Here is a 25,608-nt window from a genome sequence, read left to right on the forward strand (position 1 = left end):
AAACGGATAAAACTATAAAAAATTTGATGATTACATGGCTAGTTTTTTATCTACTTAACAAACTTCAGTTAATCTATTCTACTCGAAACTCATAGTTAATTTTACCTCCAAAGTCTGGATTAAATACTTTCAACAATCTACCTGAGCTGGCGTCATAGATTTTAAAAATACCGGATGTCTTTTTCATCACGCGGCTAGAATACCAAAAGCTCAACCCATCGCCACATTCATAGTTTTTGTCGTAATCGAAAAGCTCTAAATGATAACAATTTGGAGCTAAATGAAAGGTGTCTCTATAAGTTGTATTATTATTGAAATACCTCCTATTAAGAATTGTATCACCTCCTGCATTTCGCAAAACGAGCACATTATTGGAGCTATCGTTCGTAGTTGTTATTTCAAAGACTATGTTTGTTGCATGCAAAATAGATGCTTCCCTTCCATTAGATAATAATATATCATTAGTTCTATTCTTGTTTTGTTTATTCTCTTCAAGAATTAACTTTAGATAAGTAATTGGACGCACCAATGAGAAAGTCAATTGTTCTGAATGATAAGGTAATAGACTAATGTCATAATTGGCTCTAAATTCTAAACCTTGATTATCTTCACCCACAACTACTATTTTATTCGCTTCCTCTGTTCCTTCATTTCTCACATTGAACCTGACTTCCGAACACGACGGATTATACATTCGATAGTTTGGATTTGTGCTTGGAGATACAATATCAACCAGCGATACATCAAAGGAATCTTTGTATCCATAGGTTATGATATGCGATTCTACGGAATAGAGCGCATTAATTTTTTTACTTTCAGTCTGTATTTTACCAAAAACAATTTCTATTTCATTGTCTTCATTGCTAGATACATTCGGCAAATGCACTTCTATTTCATTCACCTTCTCACCCGGACACCAGTTTGTGCGTGAAAATATCCAAGTGCCAGATTGCGGCTGTATTGGGTTTTTGTCACAATCGGTTTTCCATAATCGCTTCTCATAAATCTGCTTTCCATTCAGTTTCACATAGAAATATATTGGCGAAAATTCGCCTTCTTGGTCATGTCCAGTAACTATAGTTCGCAGTTTTGCGTAGTTTTCTCCTTTTCTTAATCTGAACTTAAAAGGCTGAATAACACTATCCATTTGCGCTGAATCATAGTAGCGATAGTTGTCTTGAAACGCAGGAATAACTCGCACTGGATTGCGCAGCGTATCGCCTTTGATAAGATATAGCGTTACGGTATGTTTAAATCCAAACTTTCCTTTGTCGTCCCAGCCACCGGTGAGGGCGCTGTAGAAAATAGAATCATTTTTAAGTAAAGGTAAATAGTCCGTGACATCATAAACATAGGGATGTACCCAGGTAGAATCATAGCCATATCTACCTTTGCGCATAAACGAGCTATATGGCGTAATGAGTCGCGCTACTTCGATATCCTGAAAGCTCGTATCGTTTAATTTTTTTGAGAAAAAGCCGCGATAGGTATAGTCCCAAGCACAACAACCATAGGTGGCACACCCCAAATCCACTTGCAGTATAGCTTTGATATAATTTCCTTTTGGAATTTTTTGAGCTATCCGATGCCATTCGACTCCACGAAATTGCTGGATATTAGAGTCTTGAAAGAAAATGATTTTGGTCGTGTCTTTTGCAGCTTGTATGGCACAAGAAAAGAAAGATAGAAAAACTATGAATAATATCTTATCTATATATCCACTTCTTTTCATCTTCTCTCCCATTGATATTGACTCGAACGATATATGTTCCTTTAGGTAGATGACTTAAGTTCAACTCTTCATTCGGTGAAATTCCTGTTTTTTCTCTGTTATAAACTATTTGTCCGTTTAGGTTAAAGACTTTAACTCCCAAAATAGCCTGCCCCACAGCGGTTGTCTCTATTCTCAGCATACCAGTCGAGGAAGGGTTGGGACTCAAATGCCAAGAAAAATCATCGCTGGCTGCTGCTATTTGAGTTTTGATAATATCGGGAAATTTAAATGCCCGATAATCATAATTGGATTTAGTTGTATACTCTCCTATTTTGAGATTATTTAAAGTAAACTGGAAGCTAATTTTTCCACCAAAGTCTGCATTGAAGGTCTTCAAAACAGCATTAGAATTCGCATTGCGTATGGTAAAACTTCCAGAAGATTTTGATAGCTGTTGCGTGGACCACCAAAAATTGAGACCATCGCCACATTCTAGTCTATCATCATAGTCCACCAATTCCATTCGATAACAGCCATCAGGCAATGTTATGGTATCCGAATAGGTTTTATTATCTCCGTTATAAGTTTTAGACATGACTTCTTGGTTCAGTTCGTCATATACCTTCAGCGTATTGACTTTATTATCATTGGTGGTTTTAATTTCAAATTTCAATTTCTGTGCTGAAAAAACGGTGGGAATATCAAACTTTGAGGTAATAGTATCATTCCAAACAACCATATTGTCTGTCGTTTTTTGCAATGCTGCGAAAAATATTGGCGAAGAATAATTGACATTCGTCCATGGAAACGCTGGTAAATTCACAATTTCAGTTTGCTCAGGTCGCAAATTTCCTTTCCATACATATGTTGTCTTATTATTGCCATCTACCCAGTAATCAATATAGGCTTCCTTCGCTGTCTTAGTTCCTTCATTTCTAATTTTCACAATTGGTCCTTGGCATAATGGATTATGCAGAAAATACGTTTTATCCTTGCTCGGTGCTATGACATCTATGATAGAAAGGTCTGACGGACTTTTATTGGTAAAGGTGATAATATTCCCGGCTATGGCATAGCTAGCTTGGATGTTAGAGCTTGTCGTTTCCATATTTCGAAATGAAATTTTAATTTCATTGCTATCCGCAAATTTTAAATTTGGGGTCAGGTCTATTTCAAAATCAATAACCTTTTCTCCAGGGCACCAATTACATCGACTAAAAATCCATGTACCCCCTTGCGGCTGAACATGTGTTTTGTCGCAGTCATTACGCCAAAGTCGTTTTGAAAATACTTCTTGTCCATTAATTACCACATAATATTCGATAGGACTAAACTCTCCGTCCTGATTGTGTCCAGTCACAATAGTGCGAAATTTTGCTTGCTTTTCGTCACTAGATAGCTTAAATTTATATGGCTTGATTACTGTGTCTATTTGTACTTCATTTTTATAACTAACTCCTTTGTAATAAGCGTTGATAACCCGCTTGGGAGCATTCGGAATATTCCCTTCTATCAATATCAAATCAGCCGTAAGGTTGAAGCCCTTTTTGCCATCATAGCCACCAGACTCGATAACTAGAGCAAAACTATCTTTCATCAAAGGAAGGTAATCAGTGACATCGAAGATATAAGGATGTGTCCAGTTATTAGTAAATCCGTTAGAACCTGCACGCATATAGGTGCCATAAGGCGTAATGAGGCTTGCCACTTCTACATTACTGGTTTTTCGCGTAATCCATAGAGAGTCTAAAACCACCGTTACAGAATTCCATGTTACTGTGTCTTTTTTGCTAAATTTTAAGGTGTCATGTCCTTCCAGTGGCTTGCCGATATAGGCATGAAAGCCATAATCCCATACGCAGCATCCATAGCTGGCACAGCCTAACTCTAGAACTAGATAAGCTCGTTTAAAATTTTTATTTGGGTCTAGATAATCTAATTTCTTGTGGTGCCAGCTGCCTTTCCACTGCTGAAGGTCATATTTTTTGAAAAAATTGATTTTGGTAGTGTCTCCATCACCTGCCCATAAAGCAGTGCAGAGGAATACAGACACAATTCCAGAAAAAATTTTCTTTTCAAACATGTTATTAAATTTAAATAATCTCTAATCGCTTTCCTATCTCCTGATATTTATCCAATATCACATCAAGATGTTCTTTACGATGGCTAGCCATAAAGCTATTGCGCATCATAGACATGCCTGGAGGGGCGGCAGGTGGCACGAATACATTGACGAATACACCTGCATCATAGAGACCTTTCCATAATTCAAATCCCTTGACATCATTGCCAATGATGATAGAGACAATCGCAGTGCGCGATGGAAATACATTATAACCCATACCTATAAGACCTTGTCTTACATAATCGGCGTTGTCATTGAGTTGCTTCACGAGCTCAGGCTGCTCTATCAAAATATCCAGTGCTGCAAGCGCCGCTGCTACCGAAGCAGGTGTAGGCGAAGCACTAAATATCAACGCCGGAGAATGATGTTTTAAATAATTGATAACACGCTCCTCGCCAGCTACAAAGCCTCCGAGTGAAGCCAATGTTTTAGAAAATGTACATACAATCAAATCAACCTCATTGTCCAGTCCAAATTCGCTCGCTGTACCACGTCCACCCTTGCCTATTACACCAAAGGCATGCGCATCGTCCACTAAAAGTTGCGCACCATGGGCTTTGGCGAGTTCCACTATTTTAGGCAAGTCTGGAATATCGCCGAAGGTAGAAAATACACCATCCGTGACAATAAATTTAGCGACATCTTTATCCTTGATCTGATTGAGACGCTTTTCAAGGTCTACCATGTCGTTGTGGTGGTAACGGAGTATTTCAGTGCCAAAAGTTCCTTTGGCTAGCATATTAGAAGTCTGAATAGAGGCGTGATTATCCTTGTCACTGATAATATAATCGTGTCTTCCTACTAATGGCGCTATAACGCCCTGTCCAGCCTGATAGCCTGTACTAAATAAAAGAGCCGCTTCTTTTCCAACAAATTTTGCAAGCTTAGTCTCTAGCTCGTTATGTAAATCTATCGTTCCTGTCAAATATCGAGACCCCGAACAGCTTGTACCATATTTATTGATGGCGGCTATGGCAGCTTCTTTCACTTTCGGGTGCGAGGTTAATCCCAAATAATTATTAGACCCAGCCATGACGACCTGTTTGCCGTTCATATGAACCAAAGGGCCTTCGCTATCTTCTATTGGGTTAAAATAAGGATATATTCCTGCCTTCTTTACTTCATCTGCCCGTGTGAAATTATAACACTTCTCAAATAACTTCTTCGTATGCATTGCTTGATTCATTGGTTAAAATCGCCTGTAGTTTACAAATATAGTAAATAAACCTAAAGAGACTAAATTATTGTAGCTTAGAATTTTTGGGGTTCAAATGGAAATTATGACAGAAAATTCAGGTGTTTATTGGTTATCAATGCCTTAATGTCTTATCAACCATGACTTAGCGTCAGCAAAAATGACTTATTGGGATGTGGTATAACAGTTGAAAGTTAAAATATTGTATTCACTTGATACCGGTTAATGGTGATGCTAGAAATATTTCATTAACAATTAAAATTTAAAAATTATGACACTCTTAAAATGGCAAAACGACAACAAAATGACACCAAGTTTTAACTCCTTTTTCAAAGATTGGTTTGATGACAGTTATTTTGATAAAGTAGCAGTTGGTACATCTATACCAGCAGTGAACATCAAAGATAACGAGAAAGATTTTACTGTGAGTATAGCAGCTCCTGGTCTCAAAAAAGAAGATTTTAAAATAGCGCTTAATCATAATGTGCTGACTATATCTTCAGAGCAGAAATCCGAAAAAGAAGAAAAAGAAGAAGGTAAATTTACTCGTAGAGAGTATAGCTACAGTTCTTTTTCGCGTTCATTTACTATTCCCGATACGGTAGAGACCGATCAGATCGATGCCAAATACGAAAACGGCGAACTCAAAATATTGCTTCCGAAAAAGGAAAAAGCAGTAAAGGTAACCAAGGAAATAGCGATTAATTAGGCTGATTTCATTATACCACAAACCTTTCTAGTCATAAAAGGAGAGGTTTGTGGTTATTTTTTTATATACTCAGCTATACATCCCATTAGTCGTTCTATTTGGCTAAAATCGTTATAATAGTGCGTTGAAACTCTTATGGCGTCTAATTTTGCTTCATGAACATGCCTTAAAACAAATGCATCTTTAGTCGATGAAGCGAATTTGAGGAAATCTGGTCCGTTTTTATTCTTGAATTGAAAGGTAGTCTGCGCACCTCGTGAAACATCTTCTTTAGGTGATAATATTTCAATATGATTTTTAAACTTTTCTAACTCTTCTTGCGTAAAAAGTGATAGTTCTTTTACTCGCTTTTCGATTCGTTCTATACCTATAGCTTGGTACCAATCAATAGCAGTTTCTGCGGCAGCATATAGGGGAGCACAGAATGTTCCCGTACTAAATCTTTGAGCCGTTGGAACTAGATCTTCAGATGTCAAGTTATTGGCTGTCATATCGAAATTCGGGACGCTATAAGCCCCCACATTGTGAACCTTGGTCTGTTCTAATTTCTCTTTTCTGATATAAACAAATCCCAACCCTAATGGCGCTAAAAGCCATTTGTGAAGACAGCCTGCATAGTAATCACAGTCGATTTCTGATATATTGAATTTCAACATCCCTAAAGGGTGCGCACCATCTATAATGGAAGTGATATTTAGCCTTCTTGCCTCGGCACACATTTCCTTTACGGGCAAAATTTGACCTATGGTGCAGGGAATATGCGGAACCGCAATCACTTTTGTTTTAGGGGATATTGCTTTTTTAAAATTGATTAGTGTAGCTTCCGCCGTTTTGCCCAACTCAAAGGTCCTTATTTTTATCCCTTCTGTTTTCGCCCGATATAACCAAGCTGTGCAGCCTCCTACATGTTCATGTTTCGTCATCAATACTTCATCTCCTGCCTTTAGTTCTTGTCCCCAGCATGCTATGTTGATTCCTTCTGTGACATTCTTGGTTATCGCTAATGTGGTATAGTCTGCTCCTACTATTGGTGCTAATCGCTTTCTTAAACTTTCTACATCTGATGAATAATACCCCTCATTTGCCACATATTCGAATGCCTCTTCTAAAGCCTTTAATACGGGTATGGGGGTTATTCCCATAGTGCCATTATTCATATAGGTGCGCTTTTTAAGCACTGGAAATTGTTTCCTTATTTGTTCCCAGTCTTTGGTAGGAAAAGTATTCGCCCTAGTTTTTAGTTTTATTTCTGCCTCTAATAGGCCAGGCATAGCTGCTGCGCCTAGTCCTAGTGTTGTAATAAACTGTTTGCGATTCATAGGTTGGTTTTTTATACTTTTACAAAATTATAACTCTAGCGTGAATCTTCGAATATTTTATCATCCTGTATTTCAAATCCACTTAGCTGTTTTCTTGTGGGGGTTTACCGCTATCCTTGGAAAATTAATCTCTATGGATACGCTGAGACTAGTTTTTATTCGAATGTTTCTAGCGGCCTTCGGTTTTTTGATATTGCCCATGACAAGAGTTCATTTGAAAAAACTTACACGCTATCAGTTTATAAAACTCATTGGCATCGGAGCTATTATCTGTTTACATTGGTTATGTTTTTACCAATCTATTAAAGAATATAATTCTTCATCCATTGCCTTAGTTTGTCTAGGTATAAGTCCTATGTTTGTTATTTGGTTAGAATATGTTGCCAGAATTTCAAAAACCATTTCTCTCCAAAAAATATTGATAAGTGTCATCGCTATTGTTGGCATGTGTTTTATTGCTAATGGGAACAAGATTCAAGAATTCAGTCTAGACACTCCCAGTCGCTATGAATGGGCTATTTTTTATGGGGTTTTATCAAGTCTATTGGCCTCAGTCTTCACTATAATGAATGGCAAAATGTCGAATGATACCGAACCAGGAGTTTTGTCCTTTATAGAAATGCTCTCTGGAGGTTTATGTTTATTTCTATACATATTTTTCTTTTCCAGTTTTGGTTTTCTTCAAAAAATTCCTTCCTCAGATGTTTTTTATATACTAATTCTTAGTTTTATCTGCACTAATGTCCCTTTTTTACTTTCTATCTATGCGTTAAAAAAACTGGAGCCTTTCATAATTACGCTAACTGTCAATCTAGAACCTATATATGGTTTGATTTTCGCTGCCATTTTGTTTCAGGAGCACGAAGGATTTAATTTACAATTTTATACTGGCGTCATTTTGATCTTGTTCTCTGTATTTTTACCCCTCCTTATTGCAAAATGGAAAAAAGTAAAGAAATAATACCACCCTTAGCTGAACGCATGCGTCCGAATAGACTAGAAGACTATATCGGTCAGGAAAAGCTTATTTCCGAAACAGGTGTACTTAGTGGGTTTTTAAAACAAAAAAATTGTCCCTCACTTATTTTTTGGGGAAATCCTGGCGTGGGAAAAACAACTCTCGCTTATTTAATATCTCATGAGTTAGAATTGCCATTTTATTCCCTATCAGCGATAAGCGCCGGAGTTAAAGATATAAGAGACGTTATTGATAAAAGTTATGAGTTAGGGAAGGTGCTTTTGTTTATTGATGAAATTCATCGCTTCAATAAATCGCAACAAGATTCATTATTAAAAGCAGTAGAAGAAGGTCGAATTTTACTAATAGGAGCTACGACAGAAAATCCGTCGTTTGAGGTGAATCGAGCACTTCTGAGTCGTTGTAAAACCTATGTGTTAGAAGAATTGGGTATCGATGCATTAAAGGCCATTGCCTTAAACGCCATAACAAGAGATATACTGCTATCACAAAAAGAAATTATCGTAAAAGAATGGGATGCTCTGCTAAGACACTCTGGTGGTGATGCTAGAAAATTACTAGGTCTTATCGAGCTTATGTTTCAAAGCGCCGATAGTGGGAAGATTATTATTTCCAATGAATTGGTTGAAAGATTAGCACAGGGCAATAGTGCCAAATACGATAAAAATGGCGAGTTTCATTACGACATCATAAGCGCTTTTATTAAGTCTATGCGTGGTTCTGATCCTAATGCAGCTGTTTATTGGATGACCCGAATGATCGATGGAGGAGAAGACCCCAAATTTATAGCTCGTCGTATGATTATATTTGCTTCTGAGGATATCGGCATGGCTAATCCTAATGCGCTATTACTTGCGAATGCATGTTTCGAAGCAGTGACTAAAATAGGTTACCCGGAATGCAGTATCAATCTTGCACATACTGTTGTATATCTTGCCACTTCGATTAAGAGCAATGCATCCTATATGGCTCTGAAGGCTGCACAAAAATTGATAAGAGAAACTGGAGATCTTCCTGTCCCATTGCATCTGAGAAACGCACCCTCAAAACTTATGAAAGAACTCGACTATGGAAAGAATTATCAATATGCCCATAACTATGAAGGAAATTTTATTGAGCAAGACTTTCTCCCCGAAAAAATCAAGAATGAGGTAATTTATCATCCTAATAAAAATCCTCGTGAAAACGAAATACTGCAATTGCTTAAAAAGTGGTGGCCAAAAAAATATCTATAAGCTTGTATTCGAAATTGCTATTTTTATTCTAAATTGAAAACCATGAAATCGGACAACATACTATTTATAGATATTGAGACTGTATCTCAATATAAAAAATTTGAAGATGCTCCCATTGAAGTTCGAAAAATTTGGGAGAAAAAATATGAGAAAAATGAATATTTAAATTCCCTTAGCCTAGAAGCTTCCTACGAATCCAAAGCTGCTATCTTTGCTGAGTATGGTAAAATAATTTGCATCTCTATTGGATACTACAATAAGGCGAGCGATGCTTATCGAATTAAATCATTTGCTGGAGAAAATGAAAAAATACTGCTGGAAGATTTTAAAACTTTCTGCAATAATTTGAAAAAGAACTATGTGTTCTGCGGCCATAATATCAAAGAATTCGATATCCCATATCTATGTCGTAGATTTCTTATCAATAGAATTTCTATACCAAGTCTTCTTGATTTTCAAGATAAGAAACCTTGGGAGGTAGAACTGATTGATACGCTTCAGTTGTGGAAGTTTGGCGACTATAAAAATTATACTTCCTTAGAAACACTCACTACCATTTTTAATATTCCTACTCCTAAAGCAGATATAGATGGTAGCCAAGTAGGTCGTGTATATTGGTATGAGAATGATATAAATAGAATCGTCGAGTACTGTCAAAACGATGTAGTGGCGGTTATTCAGCTATTTCGTGCCTTCCACCAACAAGATTTAATTTCCTCTGATAAAATTCAAATGGTATGTTAGCATCTGTATTAGAAAATTCTCGAGCCTTATCATTAAGCGAATATGAAACGATCATTCGCCATGTGATTCATGATAAAGATAATAAAGAATATGCCGTGGATATGCATCCATACATAGAAAAGAATAATCAGCTGGGTAGCTATATTCAATCTAATATTACTATAAACAAAAAGTTTTTCAATGCCATTCAAAAATCTGTTTTTTCAAGCATTCATCTCATAACCGAGCCTTGGTGTTTAGATGCTTGCATTATTTTGCCATTACTGCGAGGCATAACTATAATAAAACCCGATATTGAAATAAAAATATATCCAAGAGATAAAAATGAAGACTTAATGAATCTCTTTCTCACTAATGGTTCCAAATCTATTCCCATAGTTTTTGCGCTCGATGAGAATCAAACGGAAGTATTTCGCTGGGGGCCTCGCTCTCAAAAGGCAAAAGAAATTTTAGAGCCCATCAAGGAGGAAAATTATGGTGTAAAATCAAAGGCATTATCTGATTTTTATAAAAGTGAGTTAACTGAAAACATACAATTAGAATGGTTAGATTTAATCAAATAAACCATCGGTTTTCACTAATATGTCTCACATTATGCTATCTCATAATGTTTTATACTGGTTCTTTTTTTTATCCAAAATGGAACAAAGGCGGTAGCGAAGCAACCTTGTCGTGGGATGTATCAGGTTACTATATGTATTTACCTGCAATTTTTATTTATGGCGATTTAAAAGAGTGTAAATTTCAAACTGAAATAGGTGAAAAATACTCTCCTACACCCCATTTTGAACAAGCTCGCTTATACAACCATACTACTGGCCGAATTATGCAATATACCTATGGTCAAGCAATTGCCATGGCTCCATTTTTTTTCTTAGCTCATATCTATAACGTTTGCTCTCAGTTATATCCATCTGATGGCTTTTCCTACCCTTATCAGGTATGCATAGGCTTAGGTATGTTTTGCTATTCTCTGATAGCGCTATTATTTTTAAGAAAAATCTTATTACAATATTTTAGTGATAAGACAACGGGGATTTTATTAGTTTTTACTCTTGCTGGCAGCCCTCTTCTCAACTACCTCTCTATTGACCAAGCACAGGCGAATCCATTTTTATTCTTTTTATACACTTTAATCATTTATCTATCTATAAATTTTTATGCATCTCCTAGTTTTTACAAATGTATATCCCTTTCTATTTTATGTGGCTTTGCCACTATTATCCGACCGACAGATATCATTTGTATTCTCATCCCCTTATTGTGGGGTGTAAATAATCTTACCGACTTTAAACATCGAGTTTCGTTCTGGATTTCAAAAATAAAATGGGTACTTATAGCTATTATTCCCTTCATATTATTTGCTGCATTGCAAATGAGCTATTGGCAATATGTTCTTGGAGAATGGGTGGTTTATCCTTATCAGAATCAAGGTTTTTCTTGGCTAAGACCACACTTTTTTTCATACTTCTTTAGCCCGAAATCTGGTTTTCTCGCATATAGCCCTAGTATGATATTAGCATATATAGGATTGCTATATTATGTTCGTAATGGGAGAGAGCGATGGACAATTCTTGCCCTCATATTTATTTCTCACTACATTATAGCGGCTTGGGATGGTGTAGACTATGGGTGGTACTCCGGTCGCGCCATGATTCAGTATTTTCCTTTATTGGCGTTTCCTTTAGCCACATTAATAGAAAAGTCATTACAAAAAACTTACACTAAAATAGTCTTTGTCTTGTACTTTCTTTTTTCCGTCTACTTTAATATATGGTGGACCTATCATATTCATAAGGGAAACATTGGAGCTATGAATCTCACAAAAACAGAATATTTACTGAATATAGGGAGATGGTAATGGTTAAAGTATGAGCATGCTATCCCCAAACGAATAAAATTTAAAATCATTTTCCAAAGCTATTTTATATAGGCTTACAAGGTCACTTTTTGCTTTTTTTTGCTCTAAAAACGCCTGCACCAGAGCCATAAGGCTCGACTTTGGCACATGAAAATTTGTAATTAATATATCCGCTATTTTAAACTGAAAGCCTGGCATGATGAAGAGATCGGTGCTAGTTAAAATATTACTGCTATAATCTACGTCTAATAATGATTCTTGTTGAGATTCGAGCGTTCTTATGGCAGTTGTCCCAACGGCAATTACTGGACGCCTTTTATCTTTAGCTTGTCTTATTTTGACTATAGTGGTTTCTGGGATAGAAATAGGTTCTGTGTGTAGTTTTCTATTTGTAATATTTTCTTCCGATACCTCAGCAAATGTGCCCATACCCACATGCAAAGTCACTTCTGCTTTTTCTATATTCTTTTTTATCATTTTGTCGAATACTCTCTGTGTAAAATGCAATGATGCCGTAGGTGCTGCCACAGATTTCATTTCATTAGCATAGATAGTTTGATAACGATTTCTTAGTGTGTTTTCATCCATATCTAATTTGCCAAGATATTTTGGTGTAGGCGTAGTGCCATATTTTACTAGCAATTCTGGCAATAGCTCAACATTAAATTTTGGTTTTAAATAAAAATACTGTTGATTCTGCCTCACTATCTCGAATTCGTAATTCTCAAGTATAAGCACTCTGCCTGGAATTACTTTTTTATTTACGATGGTAGCTATTGTCCCATCGGCTTGTATTCCTTCATTGAGTAAAACTAATCCTTCAACTTTTCCACCCGTGTCCTTTATGAAAAAAACTCTAGCGGGAATGACCCCAGTATTATTCATCACCATCAAACTATTTTCTGGTAAGTACTCGGTGAGGTTATAAAATTTATCAAAAATCACCTCATCTGTCTTCGTGTTATATACGAATAAGTTTGCCTCATCTCTAGGTTCAGCAGGATGCCTGCCGATATTAGTTTCATTTATTGGATAGTCAAATTGGCTTAAAGGGTGCTGGTTCATAAATAGCCAAAGCTATTTAAATTAAAAATTGTTAGTCAAAAAATTGTTTAGGACTACTGCCTATCAATATAATTAATAGCGCTACTTCCCTTTCTTAATTAGCTTGCGCAAATTAATTAATGCATAACGCATACGACCAAGAGCGGTATTGATATTCGTACCCGTCATATCGGCTATTTCTTTAAAGCTATAATCATAATAATGTCGAAATACTATTATTTCTCGTTGTTCATCGGGCAATAGTTCAAGGTATTTTGATATATCAATAGATTCTTCATCGCTTATAATCTGATCTTCCTTGTATGATTCCTCAATGGAGACATTATCTAAAATATCATACTCTGGATTATCGTTTGCAACGATTTTTTCCTTTTGATTCTTACGAAAGTGATCCATACACAGGTTATGTGCTATACGCATAACCCATGGTATAAATTTTCCTTCTTCAGCATACTTTTCCTCTTTAAGCTTATGCAAGACTTTTATAAAGGTATCTTGAAATATATCATCGGCCACCTCGTGGTCTTTAACTATGATATAAATGGACGTGTAAACTTTGTCTTTGTGCTTTAAGAAAAGTGCTTCAAAGGCGGTATCATCTCCGCTAATGTATTGGTGGATAAGATCAATATCCTGCATTGCTACCTTGGTTCTCATACTCAAACGTTTTTTAGAAAGTGAATAAATAATTTTATGAGTAGAGGTTCTAAACCATAGGCAATTTTCTTATTTTAAATTTTACAATCACAAAAATAATACAATTTTATGACAATAGGATATATTTTTTTTCGAATTAGTTTAATTTCAAAACGAATATTGTGTTAATTTATTGTAATTATTTTCAATCATCCTTAATTTCCTTAGTGAGTTTTTTAAATTAAAATTCAATTTGTTGAATAACTTTGTAGTTTTTCATTTTATGCAAGATATTCAGATAAAAGGCGCTAAAACACATAACCTCAAAAATATTGATGTTACTATACCGCGTAATAAACTGGTGGTAATAACCGGTGTATCTGGATCTGGGAAATCATCGCTCACAATAGACACCCTTTATGCTGAGGGTCAAAGAAAATATATCGAAAGCCTCTCAAGTTACGCTCGTCAATTTCTGCAAAGGATGAATAAACCCGATGTAGAATACATAAAAGGATTGTGCCCTGCCATAGCGATAGAACAAAAAGTAGCAGGAGCCACAAATCGATCGACCGTAGGTACAATGACTGAAATATATGACTACCTCCGACTATTGTATGCACGAATTGGGAAAACCTATTCTCCTAAATCAGGTAAATTAGTTAGTAAAGACGAGGTTTCAGACGTTGTGAATTTTTTAAAAGAACAAAACCAATCAGAAAAATGGTTTTTGGGATTTGAGATCAAACTAGATAAATCTATAGAACAACAATTAACCGTATTGTTATCAAAGGGTTTTCAAAGAGTTTATCGCAAAAATTCGTTTGAAAAAATTGAAGATATTTTAGAGACTTTGTCTGATTGGAAAAAAGAAAAAACCATTGTGGTTGTAGTTCAAAGATTTTCTTTATCGGATGAATCAAACGAAGATTTCTACCAACAACTCGCAGATAGCATTCAATCTTGTTTTGAAGAAACGCATGGGGAATGTATTGTGTTCAATATTGATCAAAAAATATCTCATCATTTCAATAATCGCTTTGAAGCAGATGGAATCATTTTTGAATTGCCAAGTCCTCAATTCTTTAATTTCAACAACTCTTATGGCGCTTGCCAAAATTGCGAAGGAATGGGCAATGTATTGGGCATTGATGAAGATTTAGTCATACCAGATAAAACTCGAACCTTGTTCGAAGAATGCGTGACACCATGGAAAGGAGCAAAATCGAAAGAATATCATACTGCCTTCATTAAAAAGGCTGAAGCCAATGGTTTTCCTATTCATAGACCCTATCATTTATTGACAAAAAAAGAACTAGAACTATTGTGGGACGGGAATAAGTCCACGAAAGGAATCAATGATTTCTTTAAAATGGTCGAGAGTAATTTATATAAAATTGAATACAGAATTCTATATTCTCGATATCGAGGCAAGAGCCTATGCAAAGAGTGTTCTGGTCATCGCATTCGTAAAGATGCTTTTAATGTTAAAATTCAAAACACACATATTGGAGAGCTGCTGTCCATGTCTATTTGGGAACTGATTGATTTTATAGGGAAACTTAAATTAAGTCCCACCGATACGGAGATATCCAAGAGAATATTATTTGAAATTGAGTATAGACTAGGTTTTATGAATGATGTCGGCTTAGGATATCTTTCTCTCAATAGACTGGCAAACTCTCTCAGCGGAGGAGAATGCCAACGAATCAATTTGACACGCACCCTTGGAAGCAATTTAACGGATTCGATGTATATTCTTGATGAGCCTTCTATTGGCTTGCACCCTCGAGATACTAAAAGATTAATTACTTTTTTGAGAAAATTGCGCGATTTAAACAACACTGTTATCGTCGTCGAACATGAAGAAGACATTATTCGAGCTAGTGACTATATTATTGACATTGGCCCTAAAGCTGGCGTGCATGGAGGAAGCGTGGTTTATCAAGGAGATTTTGATAAATTATCTTCCGATAAAAACAGTTTGACGACTCAATATCTCACTCAAATAGAGCAAGTCAGACGAACAGAACATTTTCATGGTTTTAGAAAATATATTGAGATTATCGGTGCTAGTCATCACAATCTAAAAAATATCGATGTTAAGATTCCTTTGAATTGCATTACAGTGGTTTCAGGTGTTTCTGGATCAGGAAAAACCACTTTGATTAAAAAGATTCTTTATCCAGCTTTAATGCTCAAGCTTGGAAATCCTGTATATAAACCCGGTCTTCACAATGAGATAAAAGGGGATATAAAGAGTATAGAACATGTCGAACTTATTGACCAAAATCCACTTGGGCGCAGCAGCCGAAGCAATCCTGTTACCTATGTCAAAGCTTATGATGCTATTCGAGATTTATTCGCCAATTTGCCTGCATCAAAACTACTTAAACTTGCGCCTAAAGATTTTTCATTTAATGTAGTAGGCGGTAGATGCGAAAGTTGCAAAGGGGATGGCGTACAAGTCGTATCTATGCAGTTTCTAGCAGATGTAGAACTGGTCTGTGATGAATGTAAAGGCAAGCGATTTCAGTCACACGTCTTAGATGTCGTGTATCAAGATAAAAATATTTTTGATGTTCTTGAAATGACCATTGAAGATGCTGTAAAATTTTTCCACGGTCATAAATCAATCGTAGAAAAAATTAAACCTTTGGAGGAAATAGGTCTTGGCTACTTAAAATTAGGCCAATCAAGTTCTACCCTTAGTGGCGGTGAGGCACAGCGTGTCAAATTAGCCAGTTATTTAGCTAAGAACACTGGCATGGCCAAGCACATTTTCATCTTTGATGAACCGACTACAGGTCTGCATTTCTATGATGTTCAGAAACTATTAATCGCTATGGAAAAATTAGTGCGGAATGGACATTCTGTTATCGTCATAGAGCACAATATGGATATAATTCGCAATGCGGATTATATTATAGATTTAGGCCCAGAAGGTGGGGAAGGTGGAGGATCTTTGATTTTCCAAGGATCGGTTTCTGACCTAAAAAATTCTAAATCAAGCCATACCGCACGATTTATCTAAAGTTAAACATTTATTAATCGCTTTTTCCACATTTTTTATTAATTTCGTCTTCTAAAATCTACATGAAGAAAGGATTTTTAATTTTATTTTTCGGATTAAGCATAACGCTTTTTAGCCAAACACACGAACTTGGTGGAGGCATAGGTTTTGCCTACTATTTTGGCGACCTGAATATTGTTAATCACAACAGGCATCCTTTTACATTTATCACTGAGTCTTTTAATCCCAAAAATTATAAGATGGCTTATTCTTTGAGCTATCGTTATAATTTTTTAAATCGATTTAGCCTTGGTGCAAACTTTAATCACCTCTACCTGTCTGGCTACGATTCTGACAATAAATCCAAAGAGATTTATGACGAAGAGTGGTCAAGGCTTGTTCGCAATTTAAGTTTTCACACTGCTGTTAACTCTTTATCTATAGATGTGCGCTACGAACACTTTAGAACAGAAGATGCCTGGGGCACCTCATACAACCGTGAATATAATAGCTGGGTTGTTTCCCCTTATGCCGCAGCAGGTTTGGGTATATTTAGTTTTAACCCCAAAACATGGTATAAGGGTGAAGAAATAGAATTACAGCCATTAGGGACCGAAGGTCAAGGTATTAAGCCCTATGGTCAAAAATACAGCTTGACTGGACTAATTTTGCCATTATCATTAGGAATACGCTTTATCGAACCTGGTAGAGTTTATTCTATTGGCATAGATTTTACTTATACTTATACCTTTACCGACTATCTGGATGATGTCAGCAGTAAGTCTTATGTAGATCCTTCGGTGTTTCGAAATAACTATGACCCAAGTAAAGCGGATTTGGTTATCGCATTATCTAACAGAAATCCCGAATCTCGATATCCTGGAGTAATCGGCAGCCCTGAAGACATCAGAGGCAACCCTTCACAAAGCGATGCCTACCTATCTGGCCAAGTGCGCTTTACCGTTTTCTTAGACGCTTTTCAGCAAAAGTATTGGAGATTTTAGGAGGACTTTGTCTCACGGTTTTCTAATCCTAGCTATAAAAGAGAATCTTTTTTTATAATATTCTTCTTCTAATGAGTTTATTATTACTCCTTGGCTCGTACTAGCATGCACAAATTTATTATTTGCCAAATAAATCCCTACATGAGAGATTTTCGAATTTTGATTGATTGAGAAAAAAACTAAATCGCCTTCTTGTGCCTCTGACTTTTGTATTTTTTTTCCCTGTTCTGCCAGTTTAGCAGAAGGAAAATAATAGGTTTGCGGAAAACGATAAACCTCTCGCAATAAAGTACAACTAAAATTAGAGCAGTCTACGCCCGATTTTGTCTTTCCTCCAAACTTATATGGTACACCCCTCCATTCCTCAATAAATTCGTATAAAGCTTCATCATAAACGCTCTGACCTATTATTTTGCTATACTTTTCTAATAGGCTCTTTTTATTTGTACTTGAGGTTTCTCTGGGCGTAGCAGGTTTTGATTTTTTCTTAAAAATGCTACAAGAGTTCATATAAAGAAGAAAGCAAATACTAAAAAAATAGATAATTCTATTCATATAGCAAAGCTAAATCAGTATTGATTTATAACAAAAGAAATCTAGCAACATACTACTATACTCCTGTCTATATTTTCGTGCAGATATAAATTTTGCTAGAAAAAATCAGAAGCAAATAAAACCGCTATTGGTATAAATTGTATTTAACTATAGCTATCTATGATACTATTTAAGAATTCAAATCTCGAAGAATTTAAATTATATATTGATTTTCTTCCTTCTTCTTTTTTAGAAATAAAATCAAAGGATGCTAAAAGTTTCAAGTTTTGAGATGTGATGGACTGTGATTGACCAGAAAGGTTCGCTAACTCGTTCACACTTGCGGGTCCATTTCGATCAATAATTTCTAAAAGCGCTAACCTCACTGGATTTAAAAGTAATTTCAGATACTTATACGTTTCAAATATTTTTGAATAAGCATTCTTTAATTCAATGGCTTTAAGGTCTTCCTCGTTTCTTAATCGTGCACAAAGAGCTATCATCTTTTCTATCTCTATTCTATTTACTTGATAATACCGTTCTTTCTTTTTTGCCTTTACCTGCACTAAATCCGCTTTTTTCAATACCGATAATTGTTGACTAACAATAGCTTGATCCATATTGGTGAGTTCCACTATTTTACCTACATTTAATGAGCTTTGATTATTAATAAGACTCAATAAATAAAATCGACTAGTGCCGCTGACCGCTCGCAATTTGAGATAAATCAATCTATATTTTTGTAGTCGTAACGGATCAAATATCATTTTTTAGCAATATAATTATTGACTATATACTCTGGTTCGAAGCTGCGAATATCGACAAAATCTTTGTTATTCCATTTTTCAAGCACTGCCTTTGTTAAATCTTTTGCGCTTAGCTCTATATCGTTCCCCTTTTCTAAATAATATACCCAAGGGTTTCGCGATAAATATATTTCAGTTTCGATGTCGGTGATATGCTTGAAAAGGGTTGATGATAATTGTCTACTTTGATTTAAATGACTATAGAAATAGTTGCCTCTCCGCGCATCCATCAAAACAAAGATATCTGTTACATCGGTGGCTTTAACTTCGTACAAATATTTGACGTAAGCTGTAAGACCGCAAATAGCTATAAGCGGAATATCTAAGGCAAAACACAAGCCCTTAGAGGTAGATGATCCCACTCTCAGACCTGTAAATGAGCCCGGACCCTGGTTTACCGCAATAGCTGAAAGTTGTTTTATTTCAATTTTTGCCTGAATCAACAAGTCTTGTATTACCATATTTATTTTTCTGGCATGGCTGTTTTCGTCTTGCGTTTCCTTGTAATAAGCAAGCGTCTGTTCGGAAAGAACATCTAGCAATGAAGCAGACAATCTCTTAGTAGCTGTATCTAAAATAAGAATATACACGTTGCTATTTTGGTTTACGCAAAATTATTTGTCTGCAAAATAGTGGAATGTTTTTTCTTGTTTAAACAATAATTTATTTGTGTTTGTTAAAAAAATATTATCTTTAGAGTCGAAATTTGATGCTCATGGCGCCGAATACCTCTTCTCAAATCAATCTGTCTGAACTTCTGCAAAAGAATTTCGGCTTCAGCACGTTTAAAGGTGAGCAGGAAAAAATAATTCAATCTATTTTATCTGGTAAAGACACCTTTGTGCTAATGCCCACGGGTGGCGGCAAATCTCTTTGCTACCAATTGCCGGGCATTATTTCTGAAGGTACAGCGGTCATTATTTCCCCGCTAATAGCCTTGATGAAAAATCAAGTAGATCTCGTAAGAAATTATAATGAAAATGAGAATATTGCACACTTCTATAATAGTACGCTCAATGTAGGACAGAAACGCGCTGTAGAAAAAGAAGTATTAGAAGGCAAAACCAAGCTTCTATATATAGCCCCCGAAACATTGGCTAAACCGGATAATATTGAGTTTCTAAAGTCATTTAAAATCTCGTTTATAGCTATAGACGAAGCGCACTGTATCTCTGAGTGGGGTCATGATTTCCGACCCGAGTACAGAAAAATAAAAGATGCCATTAAAAAGATTCCTTATTCTGTTCCTATCATGGCTCTTACTGCTACGGCTACACCTAAGGTTCAGGCAGACATTGTAAAAAATCTCTCCCTTAAAAACCACAATCTTTTCATATCCTCGTTCAATAGGGCAAATCTCTATTATGAAATTAGATATAAAATCAACGATGACTGGGCTATTAAAAACATAATTCAATTTATAAAAACTCAAGAAGGAAAAACAGGTATTATTTATGTTTTAAATAGAAAGTCCGCTGAAAAAATAGCCGAAACCCTTTGCTTAAATGGAATAAAAGCGGCTCCCTACCATGCTGGACTAGAAGCCAAGCTTAGAGCCAATACCCAAGACCAATTTCTAAATGAAGACATACATGTTATTGTTGCCACTGTAGCGTTCGGTATGGGTATAGATAAACCGGATATACGCTATGTCATTCACTACAATATAGCCAAATCTCTTGAAAACTATTATCAGGAGACAGGTCGAGCGGGTAGAGACGGACTTGAAGGAAACTGTATCGCTTATTTTAACTATAAGGATATCAATAAGGTAGAAAAAATGTTAAGCGACAAAACAGTCACAGAAAGAGAGCGCGGCATGCTTTTAATCGATGAAACGGTTGCTTATATAGAATCTGGTGAGTGTCGTCGCAAATTTTTACTCAACTACTTCGGTGAAGAATATAATAGCTCTGCCTGCACAGAAAATAAAATGTGCGACAACTGCGCAAAACCAAAAGAAAAAGTTGATGTTACAGATGATATTTCTCTATCTCTCAATATTATCAATTCTTGCATTGAGGCGCACTACCTGCCACATATCATGAATATTGCTATGGGAATAAAATCTGATGGTGTTGCCTCATATAAACACGACTTAATGCCATTTTTCGGACAGGGTAAGGATAAAAACGAGCACTACTGGACATCGGTTTTAAGGACAACAGTTATTCACGGCTTGGTGTACAGAGAAGTGGAGGAGTATGGAACCCTTAAGCTCACGGACAAAGGTCGAGCCTATATCAAAGAGCCATTTCATATCGAAATCTCACTCAATCATGATTATGAAAGTGAGGGCGATGTCGTCCTAGCGGGCAATAATACTTCGAGCATGGATAAAGAACTCTATAATATTCTGCTCGATGTGAGAAAGGTGGAGGCTAAAAAAGCCAATAAGCCTCCTTATGTGATTATTCAGGCACCGTCTCTCGAAGAAATGTGTTTGAAATACCCTATTACAGAAGAAGAGTTTGGGCATATTACAGGAGTCACAAAGGCTATGGCGGCAAAATACGCCAAGTCATTTTGTAGAGTTATACAAGACTATGTAGAAGAGAACGACATCATTAGACCAGACGATGTCATGGTCAAAACCATTGTCAATAAAAGCAGCGATAAGGTAAAAATCATAGCAGCTATTGATAAAAAAATCTCTCTTGAAACTATAGCGAAAGAGTTGGGTTTAAAATTTACAGAATTAGTCAATGAACTTGAATCCATCGTGCTCAATGGCACTAAACTCAATATAAAATACTATCTGAAAGAGATTTTGGACGATGAGGTTATCGACGAAATGATGGAATTTTTCCAAAAAAATGAAACAGGGGATATCAAAGAATGCTATGAAAACTTCATAGACGACGATTTACCAGAAGATGATATTCGCTTAGTGAAGTTGCAGTTTATTGGAGAGAATTTGATGTAATAATTGTCTAGAGATACACTCAATTTTACTAAACAACTATTACCTCATAATACTGAAAAGAATCTGGCAAAATGGGGGTGATCACAAAATCACTCTTTCTTCAAAATAAAATAATTGATTTGCCCTTCTTCTATTCGAGCGACTGATTAACATAGGAAACCGCTGCGCTAATTTCTGCGCAATTGGGCTAGTGCTTATTCTTGTTGTCATTTTGTATCGTCTTGAAGCCAAGGATAAATAAATTTGTTCGATTGTTTTAATGTCCCCACTAAACTGTCTTTGTTCCATTTGAGGTCTTGATATCTGTAAGTTTCAAAAAGCAAATTGTAAGCTGATTGATGTAACCCAAGTCGTCTTAATGTTTGGAAGTCAATCATGGCAAGTTCTTCAGTTAAATTGTCTGTCCGATACTCTATCTGTAAAAGATTTAACAAAGAGTCATTAACTAATTTTTTGTTAGCGTTCATTGACAGTCCAGCAGAACTTAATTTATATTTAAATGCGTAGTTTATGTCTTTTATAATTTGGTAAACAATGCTGTCGTTTTTTTCTGCTTTCCGTCTTTGCCAAAATTCTCTGTAATATTTTTCTTTTATGTCTTTTTGGTAAAAGGTTTGTTCTAAACTGTCAAGAAGCTGACGGCCTTTTTTGTTTATATAAATGTCTTGTATAATAAGTGGATTGTTAAAAAGCATGTTATCGGAAATGAGTTTTGAATACCCAAATTTTTTAAATGTCTCATGAATTGCTAAAAGGTTTTCTGGTTTTCTAATCCATTTATTTGTTAGCCAGTCACCATTACGTAACTCAAAAAAAGTCAATTCACTTTCAACATAGTTTTTCCTGTCATCCTTTGTCGAGTTATTGCAACTTGTCAGAAGCAAAAAAAGTACTATTAATGTGTTGAGAGTCTTACTCATAGCATTACCCATTTTGTCAGTTCGTCTAAAAACTCATTTTACCTCAAAAATAAGCCTATAGGAGTGAATTGCGTTGAATTTTTTGGCTTTATATATAGCTTATAAAATCACTATGCTTCACGCATTTAGTTTTTCTATGTTATTTTCGCCTTTTATTCTATCTACCTTTATTCAAATATCTAAATGGACACTTCTCTTTTCTCGACCGCCTCTTTGATGGCCATTCTTACTTTAACTTTTCTAGAAATCATTCTAGGTATAGACAATATCGTATTTATATCCATAGTCACTGGCAAGCTGAAAGAAGCCGATAGGCCCAGAGCCCGAAGAATTGGTCTTTTTTTAGCACTTTTTTTTAGAATAATTATGCTTTTTGGGCTGACTTGGATTCTAAAACTAAACAACCCCTTTCTTTCTTTTAATAATAATTTCATAGAGGTAGGTATCTCAGGACAGAGCCTTATCGTTTTTTTCGGTGGACTTTTCCTTCTTTACAAGTCTGTAACCGAAATACATGAAAAAATGGAGGGCGCAGAGCATAGTGCCGGATCATCTGCTTCGTCTGTATCGAAAGCTATTATTCAAATAGCTCTTTTAAATTTGGTTTTCTCTTTTGATTCTATCTTGACCGCTATTGGTTTGGTGAGTTTGGCTCCACCACCTGTTGGATTCGGCTATGCTACGGGCATGGAGATTATGATTATCTCAGTCATCATTTCTATTTTAATTATGCTGAAATTTGCTGGTCCGGTATCAGAATTTGTCAACAATCACCCTACAATTCAGATTCTAGGCTTATCCTTTCTTATTCTCATAGGAGTCATGCTAGTAGCCGAAGGTGCGCATATGGCTCATTTGAGAATTATGCACTCTATCGCGGTGCATAGCATACCTAAAGGCTATCTCTACTTTGGTATTATCTTCTCCTTATTCATAGAAATGCTCAATATGCGAATGCGCAAATCGACTGATAAAAAGGTGAAACTGAATGATAGTGAAATTCAAGATAAGGAGCTATATTAAACCCTGTGCCTGCCTTCTTGTCTAAATTTGACATTTGCTATTTAAAAGATGAATAAACTCTTTGGTCTCTTATTTATTTTGGGATTAAGCCATACACTATTCGGTCAAAAAAATGATTTCAGCGGCTCCATCATGTATAGTGATAAGAAAAACCTTCCCTGCGAATTGTATTTACATATTGACTCTAGCTATCAAGTGTCGGGCAATCTAAGCAGAGAGGTCAATGGAAATATGGTGAACCATCTTATTTCTGGAGATTTTGAACCTAAAGAGAAAACAATTTATTTGAGGGAATATGCTCGTAATAAATCGGATTGTGCTATTTTTTTTCAGGGCAAAGTATATCATTTGCTGGAAAACATTTACACCATAGCGGGTATTTTTAAGAGTTTGGATTCTCTGAATTGTCCTTCTGGTCATATCAATGTCATCTGTCGTGATTTTAATTTTAACCTGTATCCTAAGGAGGAGAAAAAGCCTATCTTGTTATCAGAAAAAGATGAAGAGACGATACTGGCTAATTTGCTTAGCCAAAAAATTAAAAAAGAAGCAAATTTTATTCAAGTTCGGGAAAATGACAAGGTAGAAATCAACGCTGGTGCAGATACCCTCTATCTAAAAATCTATGACAACCAAAAAGTGGACGGTGATCGAGTTAAAATAGTGTTTAATGAAACTGTTGTTATAGACAACTATATGCTTACAGACGAACAAGCAGTTTTTAAACTGCTTCCGCAAAAAGGTAAAAATATATTGAAGATTCTCGCTATCAATGAGGGTAAAATTGCTCTAAACACTAGCAAAGTTGAATTATACAACCGCCTTATACACGAGTATTATATCAATGTTTTATATAAAAACCAACACACACAATATGAGATTAACAATTAAGCTTGTCTTACCTTCTATATTTTCTTTATTGATATTTTCCTGTAAATTAGAAAAAAAAGAAGAGGTTTCTACTAAACCCGACGGAAAGACCATATATATGGATCGCTGTACATCCTGCCATGGAATGGATGGAAAATTGGGCTTCGGCGGGGCAAAAGACATAACCTCCTCTAGGAAAACCATAGAAGAAATTGTCAATCAAGTAACGAATGGCAAAGGGGCTATGGCGCCGTATAAAAATATCCTATCTACGGAAGAAATTCGGGCGGTATCTGAATATGCGTTTTCCATGCAAAAAAAATAATTTTCCCTTTGTTAAAATTAACTTAATATTGCCTTGCATTCATAAAATGCGGCGGTATCCGAAAAGCCGATGAGTAGGAAATTTACTTAACCAAAAAAAACAAATTATGAACTATTTTATTCACTGTTTAAAAAACTATGCTAATTTCAAAGGAAGAGCCAGAAGGAAAGAATTCTGGATGTTTATACTTTTCTCAATTATTTTTTCAATTGTTTTCTCTATTTTAGATAGTTTACTAGGCACCTCATATAAATTTAGTTACCCTTTAATGGGAAGGGAAATACCGATGAGTATTGGTTATATGAGCAGCTTTTTTTCTTTGTTCTTACTGGTTCCCAGTATAGCTGTTGGAGTTCGTAGAATCCACGATGTAGGTAAAACCGGCTGGTTGTATGTTATTTTTTACGGATTAACTGTTTTTTGTTGCATCGGTATTTTTCCATGGATCTATTTTATGGTTAAAGAGGGAGATACTGGCGAAAATCAATATGGCCCTGACCCTAAAGCATATTAAAATTACTCCTTTTTATTAATCATTAAAATCCCCTATTTTGGGGATTTTTTTGTTGTAACTATAACTAGTTGTAACTTTTACCTTGTTTAAC

Annotated in this window: 23 protein-coding genes; 13 read left to right on the forward strand and 10 right to left on the reverse strand. The window is 35.7% G+C overall.

From position 1 onward, the window contains the following. Window positions 1–73: 73 nt before the first annotated feature. The 3 genes from JNL75_01470 to JNL75_01480 are packed head-to-tail and all read right to left on the reverse strand — an operon-like array spanning window position 74 to window position 5,013. Entirely contained in the window at window positions 74–1,732 is a 1,659-nt protein-coding gene (locus tag JNL75_01470) for a hypothetical protein (protein MBL7788484.1), read from the reverse strand. Continuing rightward, a complete protein-coding gene (locus JNL75_01475; GenBank protein ID MBL7788485.1) occupies window positions 1,707–3,797 on the reverse strand; it encodes a T9SS type A sorting domain-containing protein in 2,091 nt (696 codons plus the stop codon). Before JNL75_01475 ends, JNL75_01470 begins: the two co-directional genes overlap by 26 nt. 10 nt (window positions 3,798–3,807) lie before the next feature. Continuing rightward, window positions 3,808–5,013 carry an aminotransferase class I/II-fold pyridoxal phosphate-dependent enzyme gene (locus JNL75_01480; GenBank protein ID MBL7788486.1) on the reverse strand — a complete coding sequence of 402 codons (1,206 nt, stop codon included), beginning with the start codon at window positions 5,011–5,013 and terminating at the stop codon, window positions 3,808–3,810. Window positions 5,014–5,305: 292 nt separating this feature from the next. Between JNL75_01480 and JNL75_01485 the strand changes: the two genes are divergently transcribed. Further along, window positions 5,306–5,743 (forward strand): Hsp20/alpha crystallin family protein, encoded by a 438-nt coding sequence (locus JNL75_01485; protein ID MBL7788487.1) that lies wholly within the window; start codon window positions 5,306–5,308, stop codon window positions 5,741–5,743. Window positions 5,744–5,796: 53 nt separating this feature from the next. Here the strand turns inward: JNL75_01485 and JNL75_01490 are convergent, their stop codons facing one another. Next, a complete protein-coding gene (locus JNL75_01490) occupies window positions 5,797–7,062 on the reverse strand; it encodes an aminotransferase class V-fold PLP-dependent enzyme (GenBank protein MBL7788488.1) in 1,266 nt (421 codons plus the stop codon). Window positions 7,063–7,102: 40 nt separating this feature from the next. Between JNL75_01490 and JNL75_01495 the strand changes: the two genes are divergently transcribed. Genes JNL75_01495 through JNL75_01515 form a run of 5 tightly spaced genes read left to right on the forward strand, consistent with a single transcriptional unit; the run spans window position 7,103 to window position 11,881 of the window. After that, on the forward strand, window positions 7,103–8,023 hold the full coding sequence (locus JNL75_01495) for a DMT family transporter (GenBank protein ID MBL7788489.1): 921 nt from the start codon (window positions 7,103–7,105) through the stop codon (window positions 8,021–8,023). Beyond that, window positions 8,023–9,276, forward strand: coding sequence for a replication-associated recombination protein A (locus tag JNL75_01500; GenBank protein ID MBL7788490.1), 1,254 nt, complete (start codon window positions 8,023–8,025; stop codon window positions 9,274–9,276). The genes JNL75_01495 and JNL75_01500 overlap by 1 nt, the downstream gene beginning before the upstream one ends. Before the next feature lie 42 nt (window positions 9,277–9,318). Next, complete coding sequence (locus JNL75_01505; protein ID MBL7788491.1) at window positions 9,319–10,020, forward strand: ribonuclease H-like domain-containing protein; 702 nt, start codon at window positions 9,319–9,321, stop codon at window positions 10,018–10,020. Next, window positions 10,014–10,583 carry a thioredoxin family protein gene (locus tag JNL75_01510; protein MBL7788492.1) on the forward strand — a complete coding sequence of 190 codons (570 nt, stop codon included), beginning with the start codon at window positions 10,014–10,016 and terminating at the stop codon, window positions 10,581–10,583. Before JNL75_01505 ends, JNL75_01510 begins: the two co-directional genes overlap by 7 nt. Window positions 10,584–10,627: 44 nt before the next feature. Then, complete coding sequence (locus JNL75_01515) at window positions 10,628–11,881, forward strand: hypothetical protein (protein ID MBL7788493.1); 1,254 nt, start codon at window positions 10,628–10,630, stop codon at window positions 11,879–11,881. 3 nt (window positions 11,882–11,884) lie between these two features. Here JNL75_01515 and queA read toward each other — a convergent pair whose 3' ends face one another. Next, a complete protein-coding gene (gene queA / locus JNL75_01520) occupies window positions 11,885–12,946 on the reverse strand; it encodes a tRNA preQ1(34) S-adenosylmethionine ribosyltransferase-isomerase QueA (GenBank protein MBL7788494.1) in 1,062 nt (353 codons plus the stop codon). A gap of 81 nt (window positions 12,947–13,027) precedes the next feature. After that, entirely contained in the window at window positions 13,028–13,585 is a 558-nt protein-coding gene (locus JNL75_01525) for a sigma-70 family RNA polymerase sigma factor (protein MBL7788495.1), read from the reverse strand. A gap of 280 nt (window positions 13,586–13,865) precedes the next feature. Here JNL75_01525 and uvrA point away from each other — a divergent pair, with 280 nt between their 5' ends. Beyond that, on the forward strand, window positions 13,866–16,616 hold the full coding sequence (gene uvrA / locus JNL75_01530) for an excinuclease ABC subunit UvrA (GenBank protein MBL7788496.1): 2,751 nt from the start codon (window positions 13,866–13,868) through the stop codon (window positions 16,614–16,616). Window positions 16,617–16,678: 62 nt separating this feature from the next. Further along, entirely contained in the window at window positions 16,679–17,599 is a 921-nt protein-coding gene (locus tag JNL75_01535) for a hypothetical protein (protein MBL7788497.1), read from the forward strand. Window positions 17,600–17,611: 12 nt separating this feature from the next. Here JNL75_01535 and JNL75_01540 read toward each other — a convergent pair whose 3' ends face one another. From JNL75_01540 to tsaB, 3 genes are all read right to left on the reverse strand, one after another. After that, window positions 17,612–18,154, reverse strand: coding sequence for a C40 family peptidase (locus JNL75_01540; protein MBL7788498.1), 543 nt, complete (start codon window positions 18,152–18,154; stop codon window positions 17,612–17,614). A 143-nt stretch (window positions 18,155–18,297) separates the two neighbouring features. After that, window positions 18,298–18,900, reverse strand: coding sequence for an ArsR family transcriptional regulator (locus tag JNL75_01545; protein ID MBL7788499.1), 603 nt, complete (start codon window positions 18,898–18,900; stop codon window positions 18,298–18,300). Next, window positions 18,897–19,529: a tRNA (adenosine(37)-N6)-threonylcarbamoyltransferase complex dimerization subunit type 1 TsaB gene (gene tsaB, locus JNL75_01550; GenBank protein ID MBL7788500.1), complete on the reverse strand. Its 633-nt coding sequence runs from the start codon at window positions 19,527–19,529 to the stop codon at window positions 18,897–18,899. Before tsaB ends, JNL75_01545 begins: the two co-directional genes overlap by 4 nt. Before the next feature lie 125 nt (window positions 19,530–19,654). Here tsaB and JNL75_01555 point away from each other — a divergent pair, with 125 nt between their 5' ends. Then, window positions 19,655–21,865 (forward strand): RecQ family ATP-dependent DNA helicase, encoded by a 2,211-nt coding sequence (locus JNL75_01555; protein ID MBL7788501.1) that lies wholly within the window; start codon window positions 19,655–19,657, stop codon window positions 21,863–21,865. Window positions 21,866–22,071: 206 nt separating this feature from the next. Here the strand turns inward: JNL75_01555 and JNL75_01560 are convergent, their stop codons facing one another. Beyond that, window positions 22,072–22,785, reverse strand: a complete 714-nt coding sequence (locus tag JNL75_01560) for a hypothetical protein (GenBank protein ID MBL7788502.1) — start codon at window positions 22,783–22,785, stop codon at window positions 22,072–22,074. Window positions 22,786–22,968: 183 nt separating this feature from the next. Here JNL75_01560 and JNL75_01565 point away from each other — a divergent pair, with 183 nt between their 5' ends. The 4 genes from JNL75_01565 (at window position 22,969) to JNL75_01580 (ending at window position 25,517) form a co-directional block, all read left to right on the forward strand. After that, entirely contained in the window at window positions 22,969–23,808 is an 840-nt protein-coding gene (locus JNL75_01565; protein ID MBL7788503.1) for a TerC family protein, read from the forward strand. Between the two features lie 48 nt (window positions 23,809–23,856). Then, window positions 23,857–24,699, forward strand: coding sequence for a hypothetical protein (locus JNL75_01570; GenBank protein ID MBL7788504.1), 843 nt, complete (start codon window positions 23,857–23,859; stop codon window positions 24,697–24,699). Next, entirely contained in the window at window positions 24,683–25,003 is a 321-nt protein-coding gene (locus tag JNL75_01575; GenBank protein MBL7788505.1) for a cytochrome c, read from the forward strand. The genes JNL75_01570 and JNL75_01575 overlap by 17 nt, the downstream gene beginning before the upstream one ends. Before the next feature lie 106 nt (window positions 25,004–25,109). After that, window positions 25,110–25,517, forward strand: a complete 408-nt coding sequence (locus tag JNL75_01580) for a DUF805 domain-containing protein (GenBank protein ID MBL7788506.1) — start codon at window positions 25,110–25,112, stop codon at window positions 25,515–25,517. Window positions 25,518–25,608: the final 91 nt, after the last annotated feature.

It is taken from the genome of Chitinophagales bacterium, assembly GCA_016787225.1.
Lineage (GTDB): Bacteria > Bacteroidota > Bacteroidia > Chitinophagales > JADJOU01 > CHPMRC01.

Coding starts and splice junctions, on each gene's coding strand:
- JNL75_01470 (MBL7788484.1), bottom strand. CDS start 1,732: ATGAAAAGAAGTGGATATATAGATAAGATATTATTCATAGTTTTTCTA.
- JNL75_01475 (MBL7788485.1), bottom strand. CDS start 3,797: ATGTTTGAAAAGAAAATTTTTTCTGGAATTGTGTCTGTATTCCTCTGC.
- JNL75_01480 (MBL7788486.1), bottom strand. CDS start 5,013: ATGCATACGAAGAAGTTATTTGAGAAGTGTTATAATTTCACACGGGCA.
- JNL75_01485 (MBL7788487.1), top strand. CDS start 5,306: ATGACACTCTTAAAATGGCAAAACGACAACAAAATGACACCAAGTTTT.
- JNL75_01490 (MBL7788488.1), bottom strand. CDS start 7,062: ATGAATCGCAAACAGTTTATTACAACACTAGGACTAGGCGCAGCAGCT.
- JNL75_01505 (MBL7788491.1), top strand. CDS start 9,319: ATGAAATCGGACAACATACTATTTATAGATATTGAGACTGTATCTCAA.
- JNL75_01510 (MBL7788492.1), top strand. CDS start 10,014: ATGTTAGCATCTGTATTAGAAAATTCTCGAGCCTTATCATTAAGCGAA.
- JNL75_01515 (MBL7788493.1), top strand. CDS start 10,628: ATGTTTTATACTGGTTCTTTTTTTTATCCAAAATGGAACAAAGGCGGT.
- queA (MBL7788494.1), bottom strand. CDS start 12,946: ATGAACCAGCACCCTTTAAGCCAATTTGACTATCCAATAAATGAAACT.
- JNL75_01525 (MBL7788495.1), bottom strand. CDS start 13,585: ATGCAGGATATTGATCTTATCCACCAATACATTAGCGGAGATGATACC.
- uvrA (MBL7788496.1), top strand. CDS start 13,866: ATGCAAGATATTCAGATAAAAGGCGCTAAAACACATAACCTCAAAAAT.
- JNL75_01535 (MBL7788497.1), top strand. CDS start 16,679: ATGAAGAAAGGATTTTTAATTTTATTTTTCGGATTAAGCATAACGCTT.
- JNL75_01540 (MBL7788498.1), bottom strand. CDS start 18,154: ATGAATAGAATTATCTATTTTTTTAGTATTTGCTTTCTTCTTTATATG.
- JNL75_01545 (MBL7788499.1), bottom strand. CDS start 18,900: ATGATATTTGATCCGTTACGACTACAAAAATATAGATTGATTTATCTC.
- JNL75_01555 (MBL7788501.1), top strand. CDS start 19,655: ATGGCGCCGAATACCTCTTCTCAAATCAATCTGTCTGAACTTCTGCAA.
- JNL75_01560 (MBL7788502.1), bottom strand. CDS start 22,785: ATGAGTAAGACTCTCAACACATTAATAGTACTTTTTTTGCTTCTGACA.
- JNL75_01565 (MBL7788503.1), top strand. CDS start 22,969: ATGGACACTTCTCTTTTCTCGACCGCCTCTTTGATGGCCATTCTTACT.
- JNL75_01570 (MBL7788504.1), top strand. CDS start 23,857: ATGAATAAACTCTTTGGTCTCTTATTTATTTTGGGATTAAGCCATACA.
- JNL75_01575 (MBL7788505.1), top strand. CDS start 24,683: ATGAGATTAACAATTAAGCTTGTCTTACCTTCTATATTTTCTTTATTG.
- JNL75_01580 (MBL7788506.1), top strand. CDS start 25,110: ATGAACTATTTTATTCACTGTTTAAAAAACTATGCTAATTTCAAAGGA.